Origin of the sequence: Mycobacterium sp. GA-2829 (genome assembly GCF_001499965.1) — a bacterium.
GTDB lineage: Bacteria > Actinomycetota > Actinomycetes > Mycobacteriales > Mycobacteriaceae > Mycobacterium.
This window is the reverse complement of the sequence record NZ_LQIT01000061.1, coordinates 1-22,140: the sequence shown is the minus strand read 5'-3', so window position 1 is coordinate 22,140 and position 22,140 is coordinate 1. Positions and strand designations below refer to the sequence as shown.

Here is a 22,140-nt window from a genome sequence, read left to right as displayed (position 1 = left end):
CACCGCGACCGACACCGCCGCGCCGAACCAGCTGACGGCGGCGAACAGCCGGTCGGAGTAGCGGAGGTGGAAGAGGCTCGGCGCGGCGCGGAACGGGACCCGCGCGACGTACGCGGGGACCGGCAGCATGCCGCGCTCACCGATCAGCGGCCGGAACTGACGCGCCGCGGCGACGAAGGCGACCAGGTAGATCGTCGCGACACCGCGCTGCAGGACCTCGCGGGCCAGCCAGTACTCGGGTGCTACGAACCACTGCGTGCCCACTGCGGATACTCCTGCGTCGACGACCCGTTCGCACCCGGTGTACCCACGGTTCGGGCGCACAGTCGGCGCGGGACAAATGGATTCGCCCGGTGTCGGTGCCCGCGGCTACCGTCGAGGCATGACACCGGCCATCGAGGCGATCGACCTGGTTAAGCGGTTCGGCGACCAGACCGCCGTCGACGGCGTGAGTTTCGCCGTCCCCGCGGGGACGGTGCTGGGTCTGCTGGGGCCCAACGGCGCCGGCAAGACCACCACCGTGCGGATGATGACGACGCTCACCGCGCCCACCAGCGGAACCGCGCGCGTGGCGGGCTTCGACGTCCGCCGCCAGCCCGACGAGGTGCGGCGCAACATGGGGCTGACCGGTCAGGTCGCGACCGTGGACGAACTGCTCACCGGCCGCGAGAACATCCGGATGATCGGCGGGCTCTACGGCATCCGGCGCAAGGAACTCGCCCGCGTCGGGGACGAACTGCTCGAGCGGTTCTCGATCGGGTACGCCGCCGACCGTGTGGTGAAGTCGTACTCCGGCGGGATGCGCCGCCGGCTCGACCTGGCGGTCAGCCTGCTCGCCGCACCGCCGGTGCTGTTCCTCGACGAGCCGACCACCGGGCTGGACCCGCGCAGCCGCAGCGAGTTGTGGGAGGTGCTGCGCGGCCTGGTCGAGGGCGGCACCACACTGCTGCTCACCACGCAGTACCTGGAGGAGGCCGATCAGCTCGCCGACGACATCGTCGTGATCGACAAGGGTCGAATCATCGCCTCGGGCTCCCCGCTGGAGCTCAAGCGGCAGGCGGGTAACGCCAGCCTGGTGGTGACGGTGGCCGACGGCGCCGACCTCGCCGCGGCGCAGGCGCTGTTGGCCAAGACGGGCGCTGAAGTGTTCGTCGACCGGGGCGCCCGTCAGCTCACCGCCGCCGCCGACGGGCTGGCCGACATGGTCCGCGTCGCGGGCTGGCTGCGCGACAGCGACATCGAGGTCGACGACATCGGGCTGTCCCGGCCCAGCCTCGACGACGTGTTCCTCTCGCTGACCGGCCACCGCACCGAAGACGAGGAGGTCGACGCATGACCGCCGTCGAATCCCGGGTCAACGATCAGGCCCGCAGACCGCTGACCCACCGCACCAATCTCGCGCAGCAGTCGTGGATCATGGTCAAACGCAACATGATCCACACCAAGCGCATGCCGGAGATGCTCAGCGACGTCACCGCGCAGCCGATCATGTTCGTGTTGCTGTTCGCATTCGTGTTCGGTGCGTCGATCACCAACACCGGCGGTGCGTCCTACCGGGAGTTCCTGCTGCCGGGCATCCAGGCGCAGACCATCGTGTTCTCCGCGTTCGTGGTGGCCTCCGGGATCACCGCCGACGTCGAGAAGGGCATCATCGACCGGTTCCGCTCGCTGCCGATCTCCCGGTCGTCGGTGCTGATCGGCCGGAGCATCGCCAGCGTCATCCACTCGTCGCTGGGCGTGGTGGTGATGGCGCTGACGGGTCTGGCGATCGGGTGGCGCATCCGCGGCAGCGTGGGGGAGGCGGTCGCGGCGTTCGCGCTGCTGCTGCTGTTCGGGTTCGGGATGATCTGGTTCGGCATCTTGATCGGTTCGCTGATGCGCACGGTCGAGGCGGTCAACGGCGTCATGTTCACCGCGCTGTTCCCGGTGACGTTCCTGGCCAACACGTTCGTGCCCACCGAACCGATGCCGCACTGGTTGCGGGTGATCGCCGAGTGGAATCCGGTGTCGTCGCTGGCGCAGGCGATGCGCGAGCTGTGGGGTAACGGCGGGCCCGCGGCCCCGGACGCCCAGCTGCCGCTGCACCATCCGGTGCTGTCGACGATCCTGTGGTCGCTGGCGCTGACGGCGGTGTTCGCACCGTTCGCGCTGCGGGCCTACGCGCGGCGCACGGGCGGTTGACGGTTCCCGTCGGCAGCTGAGTATTGCACGCTATACTCAGCGCATGAGCAAGCTGCCGCCACGTCTGGCCGAGCATCCGACCGTGCGGGCCGTGCGGTCACGGCAGGCGACGAGACCCGGCCGCGTCGACGCCGAATGGCTGCGCCGCCTCTGCCTCGAGGCCGGCGCCGACGACGTGGCCTTCGCCTCGGTCGACAACCCCGATCTCGCCTCCGAACGCGAGCACGTCGACGCGGCGCTGCCGGGGGCCCGGAGTTTCATCTCGCTGGTCGTGCGGATGAACCGGGACAACGTGCGCTCGACCGCGCGCAGCGTGGCGAACCAGGAGTTTCACCGCAGCGGCGAGATCATCAACGAGGCCGCCCACCGCATCACCCGCGCACTGCAGGATGCCGGTCACCGCGCGCTCAACCCGTCGGCGACGTTCCCGATGGAGATGGACCGCTACCCGGGCCGCATCTGGGTGGTGGCGCACAAACCCGTCGCGGTGGCCGCGGGCCTGGGCGTGATGGGCATCCACCGTAACGTCATCCACCCCCGGTTCGGCAACTTCATCCTGCTGGCCACCGTGCTGGTGGACGCCGAGATCAGCGAATACGGTGCACCGCTGGACTATTCGCCGTGCCTGGAGTGCAAGTTGTGCGTCGCGGCATGCCCGGTCGGGGCGATCGGCAAGAACGGCGAGTTCGACTTCGTGGCCTGCTCGGTGCACAACTACCGCGAGTTCATGGGCGGGTTCACCGACTGGGCGCAGACCGTCGCCGACAGCGTCGACGCCGACGACTTCCGCAACCGGGTCAGCGATTCGGAGAACGCGTCGATGTGGCAGAGCCTGTCGTTCAAGGCCAACTACAAAGCCGCGTACTGCCTCGCGGTGTGCCCGGCAGGTGAGGACGTCATCGAGCCGTATCTCGACGACCGCAAGGCGTTCATGGACCTGGTGCTCAAACCGTTGCAGGACAAGAAAGAGACGCTCTACGTGCTGCCGAACTCCGCGGCCAAGGCCTATGCCGAGCGGCGCTATCCCCACAAACCGGTGAAAGTCGTCGACAGCGGGATCCGCGGTCGTCAGCCGTCCCAGACGACGTGACCGTCGTCGCGCACCCGGGCGCCCGCCGCGACGGGGTGGGCTGTCAGCCTGCCGTCGTGCATGAGATGGCGGACCTCGGCGTGCAAGCGCAGCACCGCGACGTCGGCGACCAGCCTTCGGTGACACCGCCACCAGACACTCTCACTGCACATGACAAGTGTTGTGGCGGAGACGCTTTCGTCGAGCACCTCACGCAACGCGGTGTCGAATTCGGGGGTCCTGGTGTGCGCGGCGTAGGCGGCGAACTGCTCGACCTGCCACCACGGGTCCTCACGCGGGGCGTCGGCCGCCAGCCGTCGCCGCCCGCCGAGGCGGTCGTCCCACCGGTAGGCGATGCCCGCCTCGGGCAGCCAGGACGCCATCGCATCGCGCGACATGTCCGGATTGGCGCGGCTGCCGGGGAAGCGGCGGATGTCGACCAGAGACCGCACTCCGGCACCGCGCAGGAGGTCGGTCATCTCCGCGCCGGTGAGGCGGCCGTGGCCCGCGGTCAGCAGCGCCATGTCACCACCCTCCGCCGAGCAGTCACAGATTCGCGTGAATACCCACGGAATAACGCGAATCTGTGACTGTTCGCGGCACCCCCGGGGGTCACGCCCAGGCGTGCACCAGATTCTGCGCCGGCTCCAACCCCTGGGCGATCAGCAGTTCGGTCGCGTCGGCGGCCTGTTCGCAGATCGTCGGCACCTCGGGGCGTTCGACGGAGCTGAAGGTCTCGAGGACGTACGTCGCGGCGTCCTTGCGGCCGGGCGGGCGGCCGACCCCGACCCGAACCCGTTGAAAGTCCTTGGTGCCCAACGCCGCGGCCACCGATTTGAGGCCGTTGTGTCCTGCGACGCCGCCGCCGAACTTCAACCGGATGCGGCCGAAGTCGATGTCGAGCTCGTCGTGGATGACGATGACGTCCGCGGGCGCCACGGAGAAGAACTTCGCGAGCGGGCCGACGTTGCGGCCCGATTCGTTCATGTACGTGCGGGGTTTGGCGACCACGACGGATCTGCCCGCCAGGCGGCCGGTCGTGACCTCGGCGCCCGATTTCCGGTGCACCTTGAATCCCGATCCGATCCGCCCGGCGAGCAGATCCACAACCATGAAGCCGACGTTGTGGCGGGTCTTGGCGTAGTTCGGCCCGGGATTGCCCAGGCCGACCACCAGCAACGGCTCGGCCATGTCGGATTACTCTGCCGATTCCTCGGCGCCCTCGGCCTCACCCGAAGCCTCGGCGGCCTCGGCGGCCTGCTCCTCGACCGACGCACCGCCGCCCTCGGACTCGAGCTCCTCGGCGCTCGGGGCGCTGACGATGTTGACCACCAGGGTCTCCGGATCGGAGACCAGGCTGACGCCCTCGGGCAGCTCGATCTGGGCCGCGGTGATCTGGGTGCCTTCCTCGGCGCCCTCGACCGACACGGTCAGCTGCTCGGGGATCGACTGCACGTCGGCCTCGATCTCGATGGCGTTGGCGTCCTGGGTGACCAGCGCGCCCGGGGTGGCGTCACCCTCGACGACGACGGTGACCTCGACGGTGACCTTTTCGCCGCGGCGCACGACCAGCAGGTCGGCGTGCTGGATGTTGCGGCGGATCGGGTGGATCTCGAGCGACTTGGTCAGCGCGAGCTGCTCGTTGCCGTCGATGTCGAGGGTCAGCACGGCGTTGGTGCCGGCGTGGCGCAGCACGGCGGCGAAGTCGCGGGCGTTGATCTCGAGGTGCTGCGGGTCGGTGCCGTGGCCGTAGAGGACGGCGGGGACCCTGCCGTCACGGCGGGCGCGGCGGGAGGCGCCCTTACCGGTCTCGGTGCGGACCGCGGCGGTCAGCTTGTTCGGCGCGTTCTTGGCCATGATGTGTTGCTCCTGTATGCCGGTGGTGGACACGGCGGAGGAGGACAACAGCGTGAAACGAAGTTCCCGTCGATAACGGTGGCCGGGCCACCCTCGCCGTGATGCGCGGTCGAGGTTACCGCACCCGGGCGGTGCGGGGAAAATCGCTAGAGCGGGAACCGGGTGCCGGTGAGCTGCTCGGAGCGCTCCCACAGCGCCGCGGCGGTCTTCATGTCCCGGGCCAGCGGGGTGCGCCACGCCGGGCCGGTCGGACCGCGCATCGCGAACTTGGGGCCGATGAAGGTGTCGCCCGGCAGATCCTCGGCCACCGCATAGAGCGTCTGGCGGGCGCCGAAGTCGGCGTCGGTGGCGAAGTACTTGCCGCCGACGGCCATCACCGCGTCACCGATCTTGCGGCCGGACTGCCCCTGCAGGTTGGTGTGCGAGTACCCGGGGTGGGCGGCCAGCGCGCGCAGCGGTGACCCGGCGCCGCGCAGCCGGTTCTGCAGTTCGCTGGTGAACAGCAGGTTGGCCAGCTTCGACTGGCCGTAGGCCAGCCACGCCGAGTAGGGCCTGGCCTTCCAGTTGAGGTCGTCGAGGTTGATGCGCCCGAACACGTGCATGAACGACGACACCGTCACCACGCGGTCGGTGATCTTGGGCAGCAGCAGGTTGGTCAGCGCGAAGTGGCCGAGGTGGTTGGTGCCGATCTGGCTCTCGAACCCGTCGACGGTCCGCGCGTAGGGCACCGCCATGATGCCAGCGTTGTTGACCAGGATGTCGACCTTCTCGGTGCCCGCCGCGAACTCCCGCACCGACGCGAGGTTCTGCAGGTCGAGTTCCCGGACGGTCACATTGCCGGTCATTTCGGCGGCGGCCTGGTCACCCTTGGCGGTGTTGCGCACGGCGAGAACGACATCGGCGCCGACGCGGGCCAGTTCGCGGGCGGTCACCAGACCGAGGCCGCTGTTGGCGCCGGTGACGATCACCGAGCGGCCGGTGAAGGAGGGCAGGTCTGCGGCGGTCCATCCACTCATGGCTGACACTGTATCGCCGGCAAATGAGGAGGCAGTCCCTACTTCGGGGCGACGGTGAACCCGGCCAGGATGGTCTCGATGTCCTTGCCGTACTTCTCGGCCTCGTCGGCGAAGCTGGTGACCGTCAACTGGATGAGGTAGCGCTGATTGGCCGGCGGCGCGCCGGTCGCGATGACCATGCGGTTGTAGCTCTGCATCCGCTGGCCGTTGAGGTCGTAGGTGCCCTCGATCATCGACGACGGCATCCCGCGCCAGTTCTCCCGCGAGGAGTTGAGCTCCTTGAAGTTCTCCGAGAGCCGGGCGTCGGCGTCGCCGTGGGTGATCGCCTCGGCGGGGTCGAAGTTCCCGGTGAGTTCGATGGCCAGCAGCATCGCGATGGGATAGGTGTCGCCCTTGGCGATGACGCGGGTACCGGGTTCGAACTGGGTGCCGGGGTAGGGCTGCCAACCCGGGGGGGTCGGGATCGTGACGGTGAGGTCGGGCAGTTTCTCCGGCGCGACGGTGCGACCGGTGACGCCGACCTGCTCGAGGTACTGCGCGATCGGCACCGGTGCCTCTGTGGGTTCCGTCGACGTCGGGGCAGCGGAGCTCGTCGTACTCCAGAGCGCTTGGTAGTCAGGGGTTTCCGCACCGCACGCACTGGTGGCGAGGACCAGCAGCGCGGCGGCCGCCGCGACGCGGCGAGCCGTCACAGGATCTCGCGCACCGTGTCGATCGGGCGGGCCAGCCGGGTGCCCTTGTCCGTGACGACGAACGGCCGCTCGATCAGGATGGGGTGCTCGGCAAGAGCGTCGAGCAGTTCGTCGTCGGACGCCTCGGCCAGATTCAGTTCGGCGTAGAGCGATTCGCGTTTGCGCACCGCCGCCCGCACCTCGATTCCGGCGGCCTCGATCATCTCGGCGATCTCGGCGCGGGTGGGCGGCGTCTTCAGGTACTGCACGATCTCAGGCTCGATCCCGTTGTCGCGCAACAGGTCCAGCGTCTTACGCGACGTCGAGCACTTCGGGTTGTGGTAAATGCGTGCCACTTATGCTGACCCGTCGAACAGACTGGTCACCGACCCGTTGTCGAATACCGCGCGAATGGTGTTGGCCAGCAGCGGGGCGATCGACAGCACGGTCAACTGCGGGAACCGCTTGTCCTCGCCGATCGGCAGCGTGTTGGTGACGATGACCTCGCACGCCCCGGACTCGGCCAGCCGCTCGCGCGCGGGATCCGACAGCACACCGTGGGTCGCGGCGATGATCACGTCACCCGCGCCGTTCTGCTTGAGCAGTTTCACCGCGCCGGCGATGGTGCCGCCGGTGTCGATCATGTCGTCGGTCAGCACACAGGTCTTACCGCGCACGTCGCCGACCACGCGGTTGGACACCACCTGATTCGGCACCAGTGGGTCGCGGGTCTTGTGGATGAAGGCCAACGGGGTGCCGCCCAGCGAATCGGCCCACTTCTCGGCGACACGCACGCGGCCGGAGTCGGGGGAGACCACGACCATGTTCTCGCTGGGGTAGTGCTCGGCGATGTAGCCGGTCAGCAGCTTCTGTGCGCGCATGTGGTCGACCGGCCCGTCGAAGAAGCCCTGGATCTGGTCGGTGTGCAGGTCGACGGTGAGGATCCGGTTCGCGCCCGCCGTCTTGAGCAGATCGGCGACCAGTCGCGCGGAGATCGGTTCGCGGCCGCGGTGCTTCTTGTCCTGGCGCGCGTACGGGTAGAACGGCAGGATCGCGGTGATCCGCTTGGCGCTGCCGCGCTTGAGCGCGTCGATCATGATGAGCTGTTCCATCAGATGCTGGTTCAGCGGCGCCGGATGGGACTGCAGCACGAATGCGTCGCAGCCACGGACGGATTCGTCGAAGCGGACGAAGATCTCGCCGTTGGCGAAGTCGCGCGCGGTCTGCGCGGTCACCGGAGTGTCGAGCTCCTTGGCGACCTGTTCAGCCAATTCCGGGTGCGCGCGGCCCGAGAAGAGCATCAGATTTTTGCGGTTGTCGGTCCACTCGCTGCCCACTGTGCGCCTCGCCGGTCGGGGATCGTGTCGGCCCAATCGTACGTAGCGTTCCTGGGTCCCCGTGCCCGGGTTGCCGGATCGTGAACAGAAGTGGTCGAGCTCACGGCTCCTGGGAGTCGTCACCCTGCCCGAGCGCCTGCTCTGCCGCGCGCGCGGCGGCGGAGCCCGGCCGTTTGCGGACCACCCAGCCCTCGATGTTGCGCTGCGGTCCGGCCGACACCGCCAGCGCGCCCGGCGGGACGTCCTCGCGGATCACCGTGCCCGCACCCGTGTAGGCGCCGTCGCCGACGGTCACCGGCGCGACGAACATGGTGTCCGAGCCGGTGCGCACGTGCGAGCCGATCGTCGTGCGGCTCTTGCTCTCGCCGTTGTAGTTGACGAACACGCTTGAGGCGCCGATGTTGCTGTGCTCACCGATATCGGCGTCGCCGACGTAGGTCAGGTGCGGCACCTTGGTGCCGGTGCCGATCGTGGCGTTCTTGGCTTCGACGAACGCGCCGAGCTTGCCGTCGGCGCCCAGCACCGTGCCCGGCCGCAGGAACGTGAACGGGCCGACGGTCGCCTCGTCGCCGATCACCGACTCCGAACCGTGGGTGCGCACCACCGAGGCGCCGTCGCCGACGGTGACGTCGGTCAGCGTGGTGTCGGGGCCGATCTCGCAGCGGCCGCCGATGGCGGTGCGGCCGAGCAGTTGCGTGCCGGGGCGGATGACGGTGTCGCGGCCGATGGTCACGTCGACGTCGATCCACGTCGAGCCCGGATCGACGACCGTCACGCCGGCGCGCTGATGCGCGGTGACGATGCGCCGGTTGAGTTCGGCGCCCAGCGCCGCCAGCTGGACCCGGTCATTGACGCCGGCGACCAGCGCGCTGTCGTCGACGTGCTTCGCCCGCACGCTCAAGCCGTCCTGACGGAAGATCGCGATCACGTCGGTGAGGTACAGCTCGTGCTGGGCGTTGTCGGAGCGCAGCCGGCTCAACGCCGACCGCAGCGCCACGCTGTCGAAGGCGTAGACACCGGCGTTGACCTCGCGGATCGCCTGCTGCGACGGGCTCGCGTCGGCCTGTTCGACGATGCGGGTGACCTCGTTGTCCTGGGTGCGCAGGATGCGGCCGTAGCCGGTGGGGTCGTCGACCGTGGTGGTCAGCACGGTGGCGGCGGCCGACCCGTGGGTGGTCAGCAGGTCGGCCATCGTGTCGGCGTCGAGCAGCGGGACGTCGCCCGCGGTCACCACGACGACGCCGGCGAAGCCGTCCGGCAGTGCTTTGAGGCCGCATTCGGCGGCGTGCCCGGTGCCGAGCTGCTGGTCCTGGATCGCGATGTCGACGGGGCGGCCGAGTTCGCCGGCCAGCGCGTCGACGGCGGGCGCGATGCGCTCGCGGTCATGGCCGAGCACCACGACGAGGTGTTGCGGGGCGACCTTCGCCACGGTGTGCAGCGCATGCGACAACATGCTCCGGCCGCCGAGGGTGTGCAGCACCTTGGGAATGTCTGAGCGCATCCGCGTCCCGGCGCCTGCGGCCAGTACGAGGACCGCGGTATCGGTCGAAGAGGTCATATTGCTCCGTCGCCAGGACTCGAACCTGAACTATCTGAACCAAAATCAGAGGTGCTGCCGATTACACCACGACGGATCGATCACTCCGAGACTGTAGTCGAAGCCGCTACCCTCCGAATATGGCAGCGCCCGACAAGGAGGTGCGCGCACCCCGCGCACGGATGACCGGCAGCGAACGACGGCAGCAGCTCGTCGAGATCGCCAAGTCGCTGTTCGCCCAGCGCGGGTACGAGGGCACCTCGATCGAGGAGATCGCGCAGCGGGCCAACGTGTCCAAACCGGTGGTCTACGAACACTTCGGCGGGAAAGAGGGCCTGTACGCGGTGGTGGTCGACCGCGAGATGTCGGCGTTGCTCGACGGCATCACCTCGTCGCTGACCAACAACCGGTCGCGCGTGCGGGTGGAGCGGGTGGCGCTCGCGCTGCTGACCTACGTCGAAGAGCGCACCGACGGCTTCCGGATCCTGATCCGCGACTCACCCGCGGCGATCACGTCCGGCACCTATTCGACGTTGCTGAACGACGCCGTCAATCAGGTCAGCTCGATCCTGGCCGGCGACTTCTCCCGCCGGGGCCTCGACCCCGAACTCGCACCGCTGTACGCGCAGGCGTTGGTCGGGTCGGTGTCGATGACCGCGCAGTGGTGGCTCGACACCCGGGTGCCCAAGAAAGAGGTCGTGGCCGCGCATCTGGTGAACCTCATGTGGAACGGGTTGACCCATCTGGAGGCCGACCCGCGGCTGCAGGACGAGGATTGATTCAGTCGGTGTCGGTGCCGGTGCCGCCGTCGCTGTCGCCGCCGTCGCTGTCGCCGCCGTCCCCGTCGTCGCCGGCGGTGTCGCCACCTTCGCCGCGGTCGCCACCGGATCCGGACCAGCCGTCTCCGTCGCCGCCGTCCCCGCCGTCGCCGAGCTGACCTGCATCGCCGCCGTCGCCACCGCCGCCGATGCCGAACTCGTCGCTGCCGACGCCCTGGCCGCCGTCACCACCGTCGCCGTAGAGGTCACCGCCGTTGCCGCCGTCGCCGCCGATGCCGGCGTAGGTTCCGGTCGCGTCGCCGCCGCGACCGCCGTTGCCGATCAGGCCGGCGTTGCCGCCGTCGCCGCCGACGGCGACCCCGATGTCGGAATCGGTGGCTTCGGCATTGCCGCCGTCGCCGCCGTTGCCGATGAAGTGGGCGTCGCCGCCCCAGCCGCCGATGGCGGTGTCGAGGGCGTAGGCGTCGCCGCCGCGGCCGCCGTTACCGGCGAGCTGTCCGCCGTCGCCGCCGTCACCGCCGTAGGCGACTTCGTCGTACTGTCCGCCGCGGCCGCCCTGGCCGCCGTTGCCGAGCAGCCCGGCGTCGCCACCGTCGCCGCCGGTGCCGTAGTTGCCGATCGCGATGCCGCCGTCGCCGCCGTTTCCGGCGAGCAGACCGCCCCGGCCCCCGTGCCCGCCGGTGCCGTACTCATAGCCGGAGAAACCACCCCGGCCGCCGTTGCCGAACCAGCCGGCGTCGCCGCCGTGGCCCGCGTCGACGAATTGCTCGTTCGCCACGCCGCCGTTGCCGCCGTTGCCGAACAGCAGTCCACCGCGCCCGCCGTTACCGGCCGCGGCGGTGGCCGTGGCGTTACCGCCGTTGCCGCCGTTGCCGATCAACCCGGCCGCGCCGCCGACGCCGCCGTTACGGCCGGCGCCGCCGTTACCCCAGAGCAGACCGCCGCGGCCACCGTTGCACGCAGTGCCGGTGCAATCGGCCGCGGCGTCGACACCGTCACCGAACAGACCGAACAACGGCCCGCGGACCGTTGTCGGGGTTGTCAGCGCCAGTGTCTGACGTCCGAATGGCCCGGGGGTTATCGGCCCGGAGCACACGACGGTGCCATTGCGGCAGAACACCTGCCTGGAACCCTGGAGGTCGTATCTCCCGCCATGCACATCGCGGTAGTCGACGATGTTCTCGGGTCCCAGGACCGTCAAGACGTAATCGGAGCCCCCCGCGTCCACCTGGGTTCCATACCCGACGTCGATCAGGACGAAGATGCCGTCGCCCCTGACCGTGGCGCGGCTGTACCCGCTGTTGATCGTGGCGCGGCTGCCCGCTCCCTCCACAAACGCCCAGCTCCCGTACTCGACCACCAAGGCAGTGGCCCCGTCGCCGATGACTTCGGCGACCGCGCGAACACGGCGCGCTTGCGCGCTCGCGTTCGCGCCTTTGGCGATCGCCCGGGACCCCGTTTCGTTATCCCCGGAGCCGAAAGAGCTGGCCGTCGCGGTGCCCTCCTGGTGTTTGAGTTCGCCGTTGATCGAAACGGCCAGGTGGCCCGGCGTCGGAGGGGTGGCGGCGTGGACCGCGACCGCAGGGGTGAGGCACACCCCCAGGGCGGCGGTGAGTATCGCGATTCGACCGACTGGGGTACGCGTCATCGTGACCTTTCGATGTGCACCGCCCGCGATCACGAATGGTGGCTGCCAGAAAAGCTGTCGAGGTTGCTCCCGCCGGACCTGCGCTGCGCAAGTCCGGGTCAAAAAGGACGATGCAGGCCTCCGTCTCGAGCCGGCGATCCGCCCTCACCCGGGGGCTTTCGGTGAAGCTTAGACAGATTGTTTACGGTGTCAACAATATTCGCTGAAAGTTCCCCGACTGTGCTCGGCAACGTCTGGGGGTCGATCGCGCGACGGTGTGCCGGGCCGGTCCGCGCCGACGCCTAGAATGGGTGCATCATGACCGCACCGGGGCACCCTTCTGTCCAGACCCCGATCGCGGGTCTCATCGAATTGGCATTGCGCGATCCCTGCCTGGCCGATCTGACCAGCCGCGCCGCCGACAAACCCGACGAGCTGGCCATGGTCGGCCCGTCGAGCGCGCGGCTGCTCGTCACCGCCGCACTGGCCAAGGCCGGCCCGCTGCTGGTGGTCACCGCGACCGGCCGCGAGGCCGACGATCTGACCGCCGAACTGAAGGGTGTGATCGGCGACGCGGCGGCGATGTTCCCGTCCTGGGAGACGCTGCCGCACGAGCGGCTGTCACCGGGCGTCGACACCGTAGGTGCCCGGATGATGCTGCTGCGCCGGCTGGCCCACCCCGACGACGCCCGCCTCGGCCCGCCGCTGCGGGTCGTGGTCACCACGGCGCGTTCGCTGGTGCAGCCGATGGCCCCGGGGCTCGCCGACGTTCAGCCGGTGACGCTCGCCGTCGGTGCCGAACTCGACTTCGACGGCGTCATCAAACACCTGGTCGACCTGGCCTACACGCGCTGCGACATGGTCTCCAAACGCGGTGAGTTCGCCGTTCGCGGCGGCATCCTCGACGTCTTCCCGCCCACCGCCGAACACCCTGTGCGCGTGGAGTTCTGGGGCGACGAGGTCTCCGAGATGCGGATGTTCTCGGTCGCCGATCAGCGGTCGATCCCCGAGATCGAGGTGGACACCGTGATCGCGGTGCCGTGCCGGGAACTGCTGATGAGCGAGGACGTGAAGATCCGCGCCGCCGCCCTGTCCGCCGAACACCCCACGAACGAGAACACCGTCGTCGGCACCGTGCCCGACATGCTCGCCAAGCTGGCCGAGGGCATCCCGGTCGACGGAATGGAGGCGCTGCTGCCGCTGCTGCGCCCCGGCGACCTCGCGATGCTGTCCGACCACCTGCCCGACGGCGCGCCGATCCTGGTGTGCGATCCGGAGAAGGTGCGCACCCGCGCGGCCGACCTCATCAAGACCGGCCGCGAGTTCCTCGAGGCGTCGTGGTCGACCGCAGCCGTCGGCGGTGACGCCCCGATCGACCTCGAGGCGATGGGCGCATCCGGCTTCCTCGGCTTCGACGAGGTGCGCACCGGCGCCCGCGCCGGCGGCCATCCGTGGTGGACGCTGAGCCAGCTGTCCGACGAGAAGGCCATCGAACTCGACATCCGGTCGGCGCCGTCGGCGCGCGGTCAGCAGTCCTCGGTCGAGGAGATCTTCGCGATGCTGCGTGCGCACGTCTCGACCGGCGGGGATGCCCCGAATTACGCAGTCGTCGTCACCCCCGGTGCCGGTACCGCCCAACGTGTCTGCGAGCAGTTGCGCGAAAACGACACGCCCACAGCACTGTTGGAGGCCGGCGAGGAACCCGGACCCGGTGTCGTCGGGGTACTCAAGGGGCCGCTGCACGACGGGGTCGTGCTGCCCGGCGCCCAGCTGGTGATCGTCACCGAGGCCGATCTGACCGGTAGCCGCGTCGCGGCCACCGAAGGCAAACGCCTCGCCGCCAAACGGCGCAACGTCGTCGACCCGTTGGCGCTGACCGCAGGCGATCTCGTCGTCCACGACCAGCACGGCATCGGCCGGTTCGTCGAGATGACCGAACGTGTCGTCGGCGGTGCGCGCCGCGAGTACCTGGTGCTGGAGTACGCCTCGAGTAAACGCGGCGGCGGATCCGACCGGCTCTACGTGCCGATGGATTCGCTCGACCAGCTCTCACGCTACGTCGGTGGCGAGGCGCCGTCGTTGTCGAAGCTCGGCGGCAGCGACTGGGCCAACACGAAGACCAAGGCGCGCAGGGCCGTTCGCGAGATCGCCAGCGAGCTGGTGGCGCTGTACGCCAAGCGCCAGGCCGCACCCGGCCACGCCTTCGCCCCCGACACCCCGTGGCAGAACGAGATGGAGGACGCGTTCGGGTTCACCGAGACCGTCGACCAGCTCACCGCGATCCAAGAGGTCAAGGCCGACATGGAGAAGCCGGTGCCGATGGACCGGGTGATCTGCGGTGACGTCGGTTACGGCAAGACCGAGATCGCGGTGCGCGCGGCGTTCAAGGCGGTGCAGGACGGCAAGCAGGTCGCGGTCCTGGTGCCGACGACGCTGCTCGCCGATCAGCACCTGCAGACGTTCACCGCCCGGATGGCCGGCTTCCCGGTCACCGTGAAAGGTCTGTCCCGCTTCACCGATCCGGCCGAATCCCGCGCGACGATCGAGGGCATGAAGGACGGGTCGGTCGACATCGTGATCGGCACGCACCGCCTGCTGCAGACCGGGGTGGTGTGGAAGGACCTCGGGCTCATCATCGTCGACGAGGAACAGCGTTTCGGCGTCGAGCACAAAGAGCACATCAAGTCGATGCGCACCCACGTCGACGTGCTGACCATGAGCGCCACCCCGATCCCGCGCACACTCGAGATGAGCCTCGCCGGCATCCGCGAGATGTCGACGATCCTCACCCCGCCGGAGGAGCGCTACCCGGTGCTGACCTACGTCGGCCCACAGGACGACAAGCAAGTCGCCGCCGCGCTGCGTCGTGAACTGCTGCGCGACGGCCAGGCGTTCTACATCCACAACCGGGTCCGCACCATCGACCAGGCCGCGGCGAAGATCGCGGCGCTGGTGCCGGAGGCGCGGGTCGTGGTCGCGCACGGGCAGATGCCCGAGGAGATGCTCGAGAAGACCGTCGAGGGGTTCTGGAACCGCGAGTACGACATCCTCGTCTGCACGACGATCGTCGAGACGGGCCTCGACATCTCGAACGCGAACACGTTGATCGTCGAGCGCGCGGACACCTTCGGCCTGTCGCAGCTACATCAGCTGCGCGGCCGCGTCGGCCGGTCGCGGGAGCGCGGCTACGCCTACTTCCTGTATCCGCCCGAGCAGCCGCTGACCGAGACGGCCTACGACCGGTTGGCCACGATCGCGCAGAACAACGAACTCGGCGCCGGTATGGCCGTCGCGATGAAGGACCTCGAGATCCGCGGCGCCGGAAACGTTCTCGGCGCCGAACAATCCGGCCACGTCGCCGGTGTCGGATTTGATCTCTACGTGCGGCTGGTCGGTGAGGCCGTCGAGGCGTACCGAGCGGCCGCCGACGGGAAGACCGTCGCGACGCCGGAGGAGACGAAGGACGTGCGGATCGACCTGCCGGTCGATGCGAACCTGCCGCCGGAGTACATCGGTAGCGACCGGTTGCGGTTGGAGGCCTACCGGCGGCTGGCCGCCGCACCCGATGACGCCGGGATCGACGCGGTGGTCGACGAGTTGGTGGACCGCTACGGCCCGCTGCCCGAACCCGCCGAGCGGCTCGTCGCGGTGGCACGGCTGCGGCTGCTGTGCCGGGAGTACGGCATCACCGATGTGGCGTCGGTATCGGCGTCGACGGTGAAGCTCTCGCCGATGGAGCTGCCTGATTCGGCGCAGTTGCGGCTCAAGCGCATGTACCCGGGCGGCAGTTACCGGGCGACCACCCAGACGGTGACGGTGCCGATCCCGCGCACCACCGACAGCGTGGGCGCCCCGCGGATCCGCGACACCGCGCTGGTGGGGATGGTCGCCGGATTGATCCTGGCGCTCAACGGGAAACCCGCCGCGGAGATCGACATGTCGAAGTACGGGGGTGCGCGCGCATGACGGTGGTGCTGGTCGATCCCCGACGTCCCACGCTGGTGCCCGTCGAGGCGGTCGGACTGCTCGCCGGCGATGTGCAGTACACCGAGGAGATGCCGATCAAGGTGCCGTGGTCGCTGCCGTCGGCCCGGCCGGCGTACGACGGCGAGGACGCGCCGGTGCTGCTGTCGTCGGATCGCGAGCATCCGGCGGTGCGGGCCCGGATCGCGGCGGGGGACCGGGTGATCTCCGCACCTTCTCCGCAGCCGGGGGAGCGGCTGGTGGACGCGGTGGCGATGATGGACAAGCTCCGCACGTCGGGGCCGTGGGAGAGCGAGCAGACCCACGATTCGTTGCGCCGGTATCTGCTCGAGGAGACCTACGAGCTGTTCGACGCGGTGCGCAGCGGCGACGCCGAGGAGCTGCGCCAGGAACTCGGAGATGTGCTCCTACAGGTGCTCTTTCACGCCCGCATCGCCGAGGACGCCTCCGAGCATGCGTTCACGATCGACGACGTGGCCGACGCGCTGGTGCGCAAGCTGGGCAACCGGGTGCCGGCAGTGCTTGCGGGGGAGTCGGTTTCACTGGAAGAGCAGTTGGCGCAGTGGGAGGAACGCAAGCTGCTGGAGACGTCGCGCGAATCGTCGATGGACGACGTGCCGACGGCCCAGCCGGCGTTGGCGCTGGCGCAGAAGGTGCTCTCCCGCGCCGCGACGGCCGGGCTGCCGGACGACCTGATCCCCGATGGTCTGCGGTCGGTGCAGGTCTCGGCAGAGGTGGACGCCGAAAATGCCTTACGGACAGCGGTCCTCGAGTTCATGGACACCGTACGCGCGGTGGAGCGGGCGGTGGTGGCCGCGCGGCGCGGATCGGACATTCCCGAGGAACTCGACGGCGCATCACCGGGCCGGATCAGCGACGAGGAGTGGCGGGCGCACTGGCCCTCGGATCAGTCGAGCAGTTGATCGCCGAGGAACCGGTCCTCGCCGCTCACACCCGGCAGGATGAAGAAGAACCCGCCGCCGACCGGCATGATGTACTCCTCGAGCGGTTCGCCCTTGAGGCGCCGCTGAACGGCGAGGAAGCCCTTGGACAGGCTGCGCTGGTAGGACACGAACGCCAAGCCCTGATCGAGCCGGCCGGCCCCGTCGAACCCGCGTGAGTACGAGAACCCCCGTCGCAGAAGGCGATTCTCCTCGGTCGCCGGGGTGCGGGGATTGGCCAACCGGATGTGTGCGTCGAGTTTGATGCGTCGACCGTCCGGGTCCTCCGCGTAGTCGGGATCGGCGAACTCGTCGGTCATCCCGATCGGGGCGCCACTGATCTTGCGCCGCCCGATGATGTCCTCCTGCTCGGCGAGCCGGGTGCGGTCCCAGAACTCGACGAACATCCGGATGATCCGCACCGCCTGATAGGAGCCGCCGACCGCCCACTCCGGCTCCCCGTCGTCGCGGCCCACCCAGACGTGACGATCCATCAGCGCGGCATCGTCGACGTCGAGGTTCGACGTCCCGTCCTTGAACCCCAACAGATTTCGCGGTGTCGCCGCGTCGGAGACCGGTCCGGCCCCGATCCCGCGGGCGTAACCGTCCACCATCCACCGCATCACCAGGTGGCTGCGGGTGCGGCGCATCACCTGCCGCAACGCGAACAGCACGGTGTCGCTGTGGCCCGCCTCGAAGATGATCGACAGGTCGCCGTGCGACAGCTTCGGATCGAGCCGGTCGTTGGCCAGGAACGGCATGGTCTCGAGTTCGCGGGGTTTGCGGTCGGCCAACCCGAAGCGGTCGTCGAACAGCGACGCGCCGACGCCGACGACGACCGAGAGGTCGTCCGCAGGCGGTTTCTCGCCCAGGATCCCGGAGTCGACCGGCGGATAGGCGGGGTCGCGCACCTCGGGCGGCCTGCCCGCCATCAGCCCGCGGATCTCGTCGGTGATCTCGGTCAGCGTCGCCGCGAGCCCCGCCCGGTCCTTGGACAGGACGTTGAACGACGCGATCAGGCCCCGCTCGGGGATCGGGACGGCGACGACACCGGTCTGATGGGCACCCTCGAACGGGACGAAGCGCGCGGTGTGGGCGGCGGGCGCCGTCGTCGTCTCCGAGCACGCGGACAGCGCGGCACCGGCGCCCACCGCGGCGCCGGTGCCCAAGGCGCCGGTGACGAACGTTCGGCGCGAAACCCCACGCCGCGAACCTCGGGTCACGTCAGCTTCAGCACTCCTGAGACCTGCGAGAGGTTCTCGGACAGACCGGCCAACTGCGCCTTCATCTTGTCGATCGTCGCGGGATCGACGGTGACCTCCGGGCAGCGGGGCGACGGGAACTGATCGTTCTCGGTGCAGAACAGCACGAAGCCGTCACCGCGGCGCAGCGGTTCCAGGCTCGCGAAGATCTCGGTGAAACCCGCGTCGATCTTGCCCAGCAGTGCGGGGTCGGCCTGCTCCAGCGCCGGCGTCAGCCGCTCCACCGCCGCCTGCGAGCCCTGCAGGTTCGCATCGAAGTCCCACAGGTCGGTCTTGGAGTAGCGATCCTCCTCGCCGGTGATCTTGCCTTCGGACACCTCTTCGATGAGCTCGGCGGCACCGGTCGACACGTCCACCGGCTTCACGTCGATGGTCGGCAACTGCTTCTGCAGCGTCGCGACGTCGGCGTCGAGCTGATCGGCGAACTGGGCGCCGCCCTCGGTGGTGTTCTGGTCGAACAGCAGGTACTCGAGGCGGTGCCACCCCGTGAACTCCGGATCGTCGACGCCGGCGAAGTGGTCGACGCGGGCGTCGACCTTGCCGTCGATCTCCTCGACGAGACCCGCCAGCGGTTCGATGCGCTCCCAGGGCAGGCGGGAGGGTGCGTAGGCCTCCTGGGCGGCCTGCAGATTGTTGGCCCGCACCGCGTCGGTCAGTGTCTTGACGGCGCCGACGAGCTCGTTGGCCTGCTCGACCGCGTAGGTCTTGTAGTCCGCGGCCGCCTTCTCGGCCTCGGGACTGGGCGCCGCGGCGGCGGTCGTCGACGAGGTGGGCGCGGCGGAGGTCTCGGACTCGCTGCCGCTCTCGCCGCCGCCCGAACATCCGGCCAACGCGAGCGCCACTGCAACAACCGGTATCCGCCAGGCGATTTGCCGTCCCATGCGACCTCCTAGAGTCGGAGCGGAACTCTACCCCTCGCAACGCCACAGGGTAGGCATACCTAAAGAAAATGACGCCCGCGCAACCTCGCCACGAGCTGCGAATGGTTCGGTTCCGTACCGTCGCATGGGAGTATGAGAGTGACGACAGTCGGTTGAGGGAGTGCGTTGTCTGACGAAGGGTGCCTGACGACCCCGACGTCGGCCCGGGAGGACGACTCCGGCACCGCCAGCCGGAGTGAGACGAATCGGGGCCGCCTGAAAGGTCGAGCGGTGATGGTGGCCGCCGTCGTCGTCGCAACGCTGCTGGTGCTGGCCTCGAGTTGCTCGTGGCAGATGGGCACCCCCATCCCCGAAGGCGTTCCGCCGCCTGCCGGTGACCCCGTCCCCGCCGTCGACACCTACGCCGAGGGCCGCCCGGCCGACGCCCTGCACGAGTGGGCCGCCGAGCGCGCCCCTCGGCTGGGCATCCCGGTGACCGCGCTGGAGGCGTACGCCTACGCCGCCCGCGTCGCAGAGGTGGAGAACCCGGACTGCCACCTGACCTGGACGACGCTCGCGGGTATCGGCATGGTGGAGAGCCACCACGGCAACTACCGCGGGGCCATGGTCGCCTCGAACGGTGAGGTCACCCCGCCGATCCGCGGGATGCGGCTGGACGGGTCGAGCGGCAACCTCGAGATCAGGGACACCGACGCCGGCCTGCTCGACGGCGACGACGAACTCGACCGCGCGATGGGGCCCATGCAGTTCATCCCCGAGACGTGGCGGCTGTACGGGGTGGACGCCAACGGCGACGGCAAGGTCGACCCCGACAACATCGACGACGCCGCGCTGTCCTCGGCGGGCTACCTCTGCTACACGGGCAAAGATCTGTCCACGCCACGCGGCTGGATGAACGCGTTGCGCGCCTACAACTACTCCGAGCAGTACGCGCGCACGGTGCGGGACTGGGCCACCGCCTACGCCGAGGGCCGGCGCCTCTAACCGGCGTCTGGTCACGCCGCCGCGGCGGGCAGCCTTTAGGCTGAGGCGACGTCCGCAAGCCCCCAGAAGGAGACGCCAGTGCCCATCATCGAGCAGGTCGGAGCCCGCGAGATCCTCGATTCCCGTGGTAACCCGACGGTCGAGGTCGAGTTGGCGCTGACCGACGGCACGTTCGCCAGGGCCGCGGTGCCCTCCGGCGCGTCGACCGGTGAGCACGAGGCCGTGGAGCTGCGCGACGGCGGTTCCCGCTACGGCGGCAAGGGTGTCGACAAGGCCGTGCAGGCCGTCCTCGACGACATCGCCCCCGCGGTGATCGGGATGAGCGCCGACGATCAGCGCCTGATCGACCAGGCCCTGCTCGACCTCGACGGCACCCCGGACAAGTCGCGGCTGGGCGCCAACGCGATCCTCGGCGTCTCGCTGGCGGTGGCCAAGGCCGCGGCCGAATCGGCCGGGCTGCCGCTGTTCCGCTACCTCGGCGGCCCGAACGCCCACATCCTGCCCGTGCCGATGATGAACATCCTCAACGGCGGCGCCCACGCCGACACCGGCGTCGACGTGCAGGAGTTCATGGTCGCGCCGATCGGCGCCCCGTCGTTCAAGGAGTCGCTGCGCTGGGGTGCGGAGGTGTACCACTCGCTGAAGTCGGTGCTCAAGAAGCAGGGACTGTCGACCGGGCTGGGTGACGAGGGCGGTTTCGCGCCCGACGTCGCGGGCACCAAGGCCGCGCTGGACCTGATCGCGTCGGCGATCGAGGCCGCCGGCTTCAAGCTCGGCACCGACGTGACGCTCGCGCTCGACGTCGCGGCCACCGAGTTCTTCACCGAGGGCACCGGTTACGCGTTCGAGAAGGAGACCCGCACCGCCGAGCAGATGGCGGAGTTCTACGCCGGGCTCCTCGACGCCTACCCGCTGGTGTCGATCGAGGATCCGCTGTCCGAGGACGACTGGGACGGCTGGGTCGCGCTGACCAACCGGATCGGCGACCGGGTGCAGCTGGTCGGCGACGACCTGTTCGTCACCAACCCCGAACGCCTCGAAGAGGGCATCGAACGCGGCGCCGCCAACGCGCTGCTGGTGAAGGTCAACCAGATCGGCACGCTCACCGAGACGCTGGACGCCGTCGCGCTCGCCCACAACAGCGGCTACCGCACGATGATGAGCCACCGCAGCGGCGAGACCGAGGACACCACGATCGCCGATCTCGCCGTCGCCGTCGGCAGCGGCCAGATCAAGACGGGCGCCCCGGCGCGCAGCGAGCGCGTCGCGAAGTACAACCAGCTGCTGCGCATCGAGGAGACCCTCGGCGACGCCGCCCGCTACGCAGGCGACCTGGCCTTCCCGCGGTACGCGTTGGAGACCAAATAGCCCGTGCCCGAATCGAAGCGGCCCGATCCCAAGCGTCGGTCCCCGGCCCCGCGGCCGGGGAAGCCGGGTAAACCCGGCGGCGCGAACCGGGGCCGCCCGAAGGGGACGTCGACTCCGCGTGCGCAGCCGCGCGCCATCGAGGCCAAACCCGCCTCGCAGGAGACCGAATCGGTCGGGCACGCGATCGTGCGGCGGGCCGAACGCATCGCCGATGAGCACTCCGAACAGCGATTCGGGTCGGCGGCGCGGCGGGCCGCGATCCTCGCGGCGGTGGTGTGCGTGCTGACGCTGACGATCGCGGGACCCGTGCGCACGTATTTCTCGCAGCGCACGGAGATGAAGCAGCTCAAGGCCTCCGAGGAGCAATTGCGTGAGCAGATCGCCGAACTCGAGCAGCAGAAGGTGAAGTTGGCCGACCCGGTGTTCATCGCCGCGCAGGCGCGTGAACGCCTCGGGTTCGTCATGCCCGGCGACATCCCGTTCCAGGTGCAGTTGCCACCGGGTGCGGTGGCCCCCGGGGCCGGTCCGACGCCGGCCGAGCAGGTCGCCCCGTCGGGCGACCCGTGGTACACCGCGCTGTGGAACACGATCGCCGATGAACCGCACGGTCCGGCGGCCGCGACGCCTGCCCCACCACCGACGCCCC

Annotated in this window: 20 protein-coding genes, 1 tRNA gene and 1 pseudogene; 9 read left to right on the top strand and 13 right to left on the bottom strand. The window is 69.5% G+C overall.

Going from position 1 to position 22,140, the window contains the following annotated elements; genetic code table 11:
- Positions 1 to 264, bottom strand: a pseudogene (locus tag AU194_RS27235) (lipase maturation factor family protein); the annotation flags it as partial.
- 118 nt (positions 265 to 382) lie between these two features.
- Here AU194_RS27235 and AU194_RS27230 point away from each other — a divergent pair.
- The 3 genes from AU194_RS27230 to AU194_RS27220 are packed head-to-tail and all read left to right on the top strand — an operon-like array spanning position 383 to position 3,271.
- Positions 383 to 1,336: an ATP-binding cassette domain-containing protein gene (locus AU194_RS27230; RefSeq protein ID WP_059092392.1), complete on the top strand. Its 954-nt coding sequence runs from the start codon at positions 383 to 385 to the stop codon at positions 1,334 to 1,336.
- Entirely contained in the window at positions 1,333 to 2,181 is an 849-nt protein-coding gene (locus tag AU194_RS27225) for an ABC transporter permease (protein ID WP_059092389.1), read from the top strand. Before AU194_RS27230 ends, AU194_RS27225 begins: the two co-directional genes overlap by 4 nt.
- Before the next feature lie 43 nt (positions 2,182 to 2,224).
- Positions 2,225 to 3,271 carry an epoxyqueuosine reductase gene (locus AU194_RS27220; RefSeq protein WP_059092388.1) on the top strand — a complete coding sequence of 349 codons (1,047 nt, stop codon included), beginning with the start codon at positions 2,225 to 2,227 and terminating at the stop codon, positions 3,269 to 3,271.
- Here the strand turns inward: AU194_RS27220 and AU194_RS27215 are convergent.
- From AU194_RS27215 to AU194_RS27175, 9 genes are all read right to left on the bottom strand, one after another.
- The gene (locus tag AU194_RS27215) at positions 3,250 to 3,774 is read right to left on the bottom strand and encodes a DUF488 family protein (RefSeq protein WP_059092387.1); all 525 of its coding nucleotides are present in this window, start codon (positions 3,772 to 3,774) and stop codon (positions 3,250 to 3,252) included. The genes AU194_RS27220 and AU194_RS27215 overlap by 22 nt on opposite strands.
- Before the next feature lie 88 nt (positions 3,775 to 3,862).
- The gene (gene pth, locus AU194_RS27210; protein WP_059092386.1) at positions 3,863 to 4,441 is read right to left on the bottom strand and encodes an aminoacyl-tRNA hydrolase; all 579 of its coding nucleotides are present in this window, start codon (positions 4,439 to 4,441) and stop codon (positions 3,863 to 3,865) included.
- A 6-nt stretch (positions 4,442 to 4,447) separates the two neighbouring features.
- Positions 4,448 to 5,107: a 50S ribosomal protein L25/general stress protein Ctc gene (locus AU194_RS27205; protein ID WP_059092391.1), complete on the bottom strand. Its 660-nt coding sequence runs from the start codon at positions 5,105 to 5,107 to the stop codon at positions 4,448 to 4,450.
- Positions 5,108 to 5,253: 146 nt separating this feature from the next.
- Positions 5,254 to 6,123, bottom strand: coding sequence for an oxidoreductase (locus AU194_RS27200; protein WP_059092385.1), 870 nt, complete (start codon positions 6,121 to 6,123; stop codon positions 5,254 to 5,256).
- Positions 6,124 to 6,161: 38 nt separating this feature from the next.
- On the bottom strand, positions 6,162 to 6,815 hold the full coding sequence (locus AU194_RS27195) for an LpqN/LpqT family lipoprotein (RefSeq protein ID WP_059092384.1): 654 nt from the start codon (positions 6,813 to 6,815) through the stop codon (positions 6,162 to 6,164).
- Positions 6,812 to 7,150 (bottom strand): arsenate reductase (glutaredoxin), encoded by a 339-nt coding sequence (gene arsC / locus AU194_RS27190; protein WP_059092383.1) that lies wholly within the window; start codon positions 7,148 to 7,150, stop codon positions 6,812 to 6,814. Before arsC ends, AU194_RS27195 begins: the two co-directional genes overlap by 4 nt.
- Positions 7,151 to 8,131, bottom strand: coding sequence for a ribose-phosphate diphosphokinase (locus AU194_RS27185; protein ID WP_059092382.1), 981 nt, complete (start codon positions 8,129 to 8,131; stop codon positions 7,151 to 7,153). It lies immediately after the preceding gene.
- 100 nt (positions 8,132 to 8,231) lie between these two features.
- Entirely contained in the window at positions 8,232 to 9,689 is a 1,458-nt protein-coding gene (gene glmU / locus AU194_RS27180) for a bifunctional UDP-N-acetylglucosamine diphosphorylase/glucosamine-1-phosphate N-acetyltransferase GlmU (protein WP_059092381.1), read from the bottom strand.
- 4 nt (positions 9,690 to 9,693) lie between these two features.
- A tRNA-Gln gene (locus AU194_RS27175) sits at positions 9,694 to 9,765 on the bottom strand.
- Positions 9,766 to 9,850: 85 nt separating this feature from the next.
- On the opposite strand from AU194_RS27175, the gene AU194_RS27170 reads away from it, so the two are divergent.
- Complete coding sequence (locus tag AU194_RS27170; RefSeq protein ID WP_197417757.1) at positions 9,851 to 10,447, top strand: TetR/AcrR family transcriptional regulator; 597 nt, start codon at positions 9,851 to 9,853, stop codon at positions 10,445 to 10,447.
- A 1-nt stretch (position 10,448) separates the two neighbouring features.
- Here AU194_RS27170 and AU194_RS27165 read toward each other — a convergent pair whose 3' ends face one another.
- Positions 10,449 to 12,095, bottom strand: a complete 1,647-nt coding sequence (locus AU194_RS27165) for a PGRS repeat-containing protein (protein WP_059092390.1) — start codon at positions 12,093 to 12,095, stop codon at positions 10,449 to 10,451.
- A gap of 297 nt (positions 12,096 to 12,392) precedes the next feature.
- Between AU194_RS27165 and mfd the strand changes: the two genes are divergently transcribed.
- Complete coding sequence (mfd, locus tag AU194_RS27160; RefSeq protein ID WP_059092379.1) at positions 12,393 to 16,040, top strand: transcription-repair coupling factor; 3,648 nt, start codon at positions 12,393 to 12,395, stop codon at positions 16,038 to 16,040.
- The gene (locus AU194_RS27155) at positions 16,037 to 16,981 is read left to right on the top strand and encodes a nucleoside triphosphate pyrophosphohydrolase (RefSeq protein ID WP_059092378.1); all 945 of its coding nucleotides are present in this window, start codon (positions 16,037 to 16,039) and stop codon (positions 16,979 to 16,981) included. Before mfd ends, AU194_RS27155 begins: the two co-directional genes overlap by 4 nt.
- Here AU194_RS27155 and AU194_RS27150 read toward each other — a convergent pair.
- Together AU194_RS27150 and AU194_RS27145 are read right to left on the bottom strand one after the other, a co-directional pair.
- On the bottom strand, positions 16,966 to 18,222 hold the full coding sequence (locus AU194_RS27150) for a Dyp-type peroxidase (RefSeq protein ID WP_059092377.1): 1,257 nt from the start codon (positions 18,220 to 18,222) through the stop codon (positions 16,966 to 16,968). The two genes, AU194_RS27155 and AU194_RS27150, sit on opposite strands and share 16 nt — an antisense overlap.
- A complete protein-coding gene (locus AU194_RS27145; protein ID WP_059092376.1) occupies positions 18,219 to 19,142 on the bottom strand; it encodes an EfeM/EfeO family lipoprotein in 924 nt (307 codons plus the stop codon). Before AU194_RS27145 ends, AU194_RS27150 begins: the two co-directional genes overlap by 4 nt.
- Positions 19,143 to 19,415: 273 nt before the next feature.
- Between AU194_RS27145 and AU194_RS27140 the strand changes: the two genes are divergently transcribed.
- From AU194_RS27140 to AU194_RS27130, 3 genes are all read left to right on the top strand, one after another.
- Positions 19,416 to 20,126, top strand: a complete 711-nt coding sequence (locus AU194_RS27140) for a lytic transglycosylase domain-containing protein (protein WP_059092375.1) — start codon at positions 19,416 to 19,418, stop codon at positions 20,124 to 20,126.
- 78 nt (positions 20,127 to 20,204) lie between these two features.
- On the top strand, positions 20,205 to 21,494 hold the full coding sequence (gene eno, locus AU194_RS27135) for a phosphopyruvate hydratase (protein ID WP_059092374.1): 1,290 nt from the start codon (positions 20,205 to 20,207) through the stop codon (positions 21,492 to 21,494).
- 3 nt (positions 21,495 to 21,497) lie between these two features.
- The coding region (locus tag AU194_RS27130; protein WP_059092373.1) for a septum formation initiator family protein at positions 21,498 to 22,140 on the top strand (643 nt) is incomplete at its 3' end.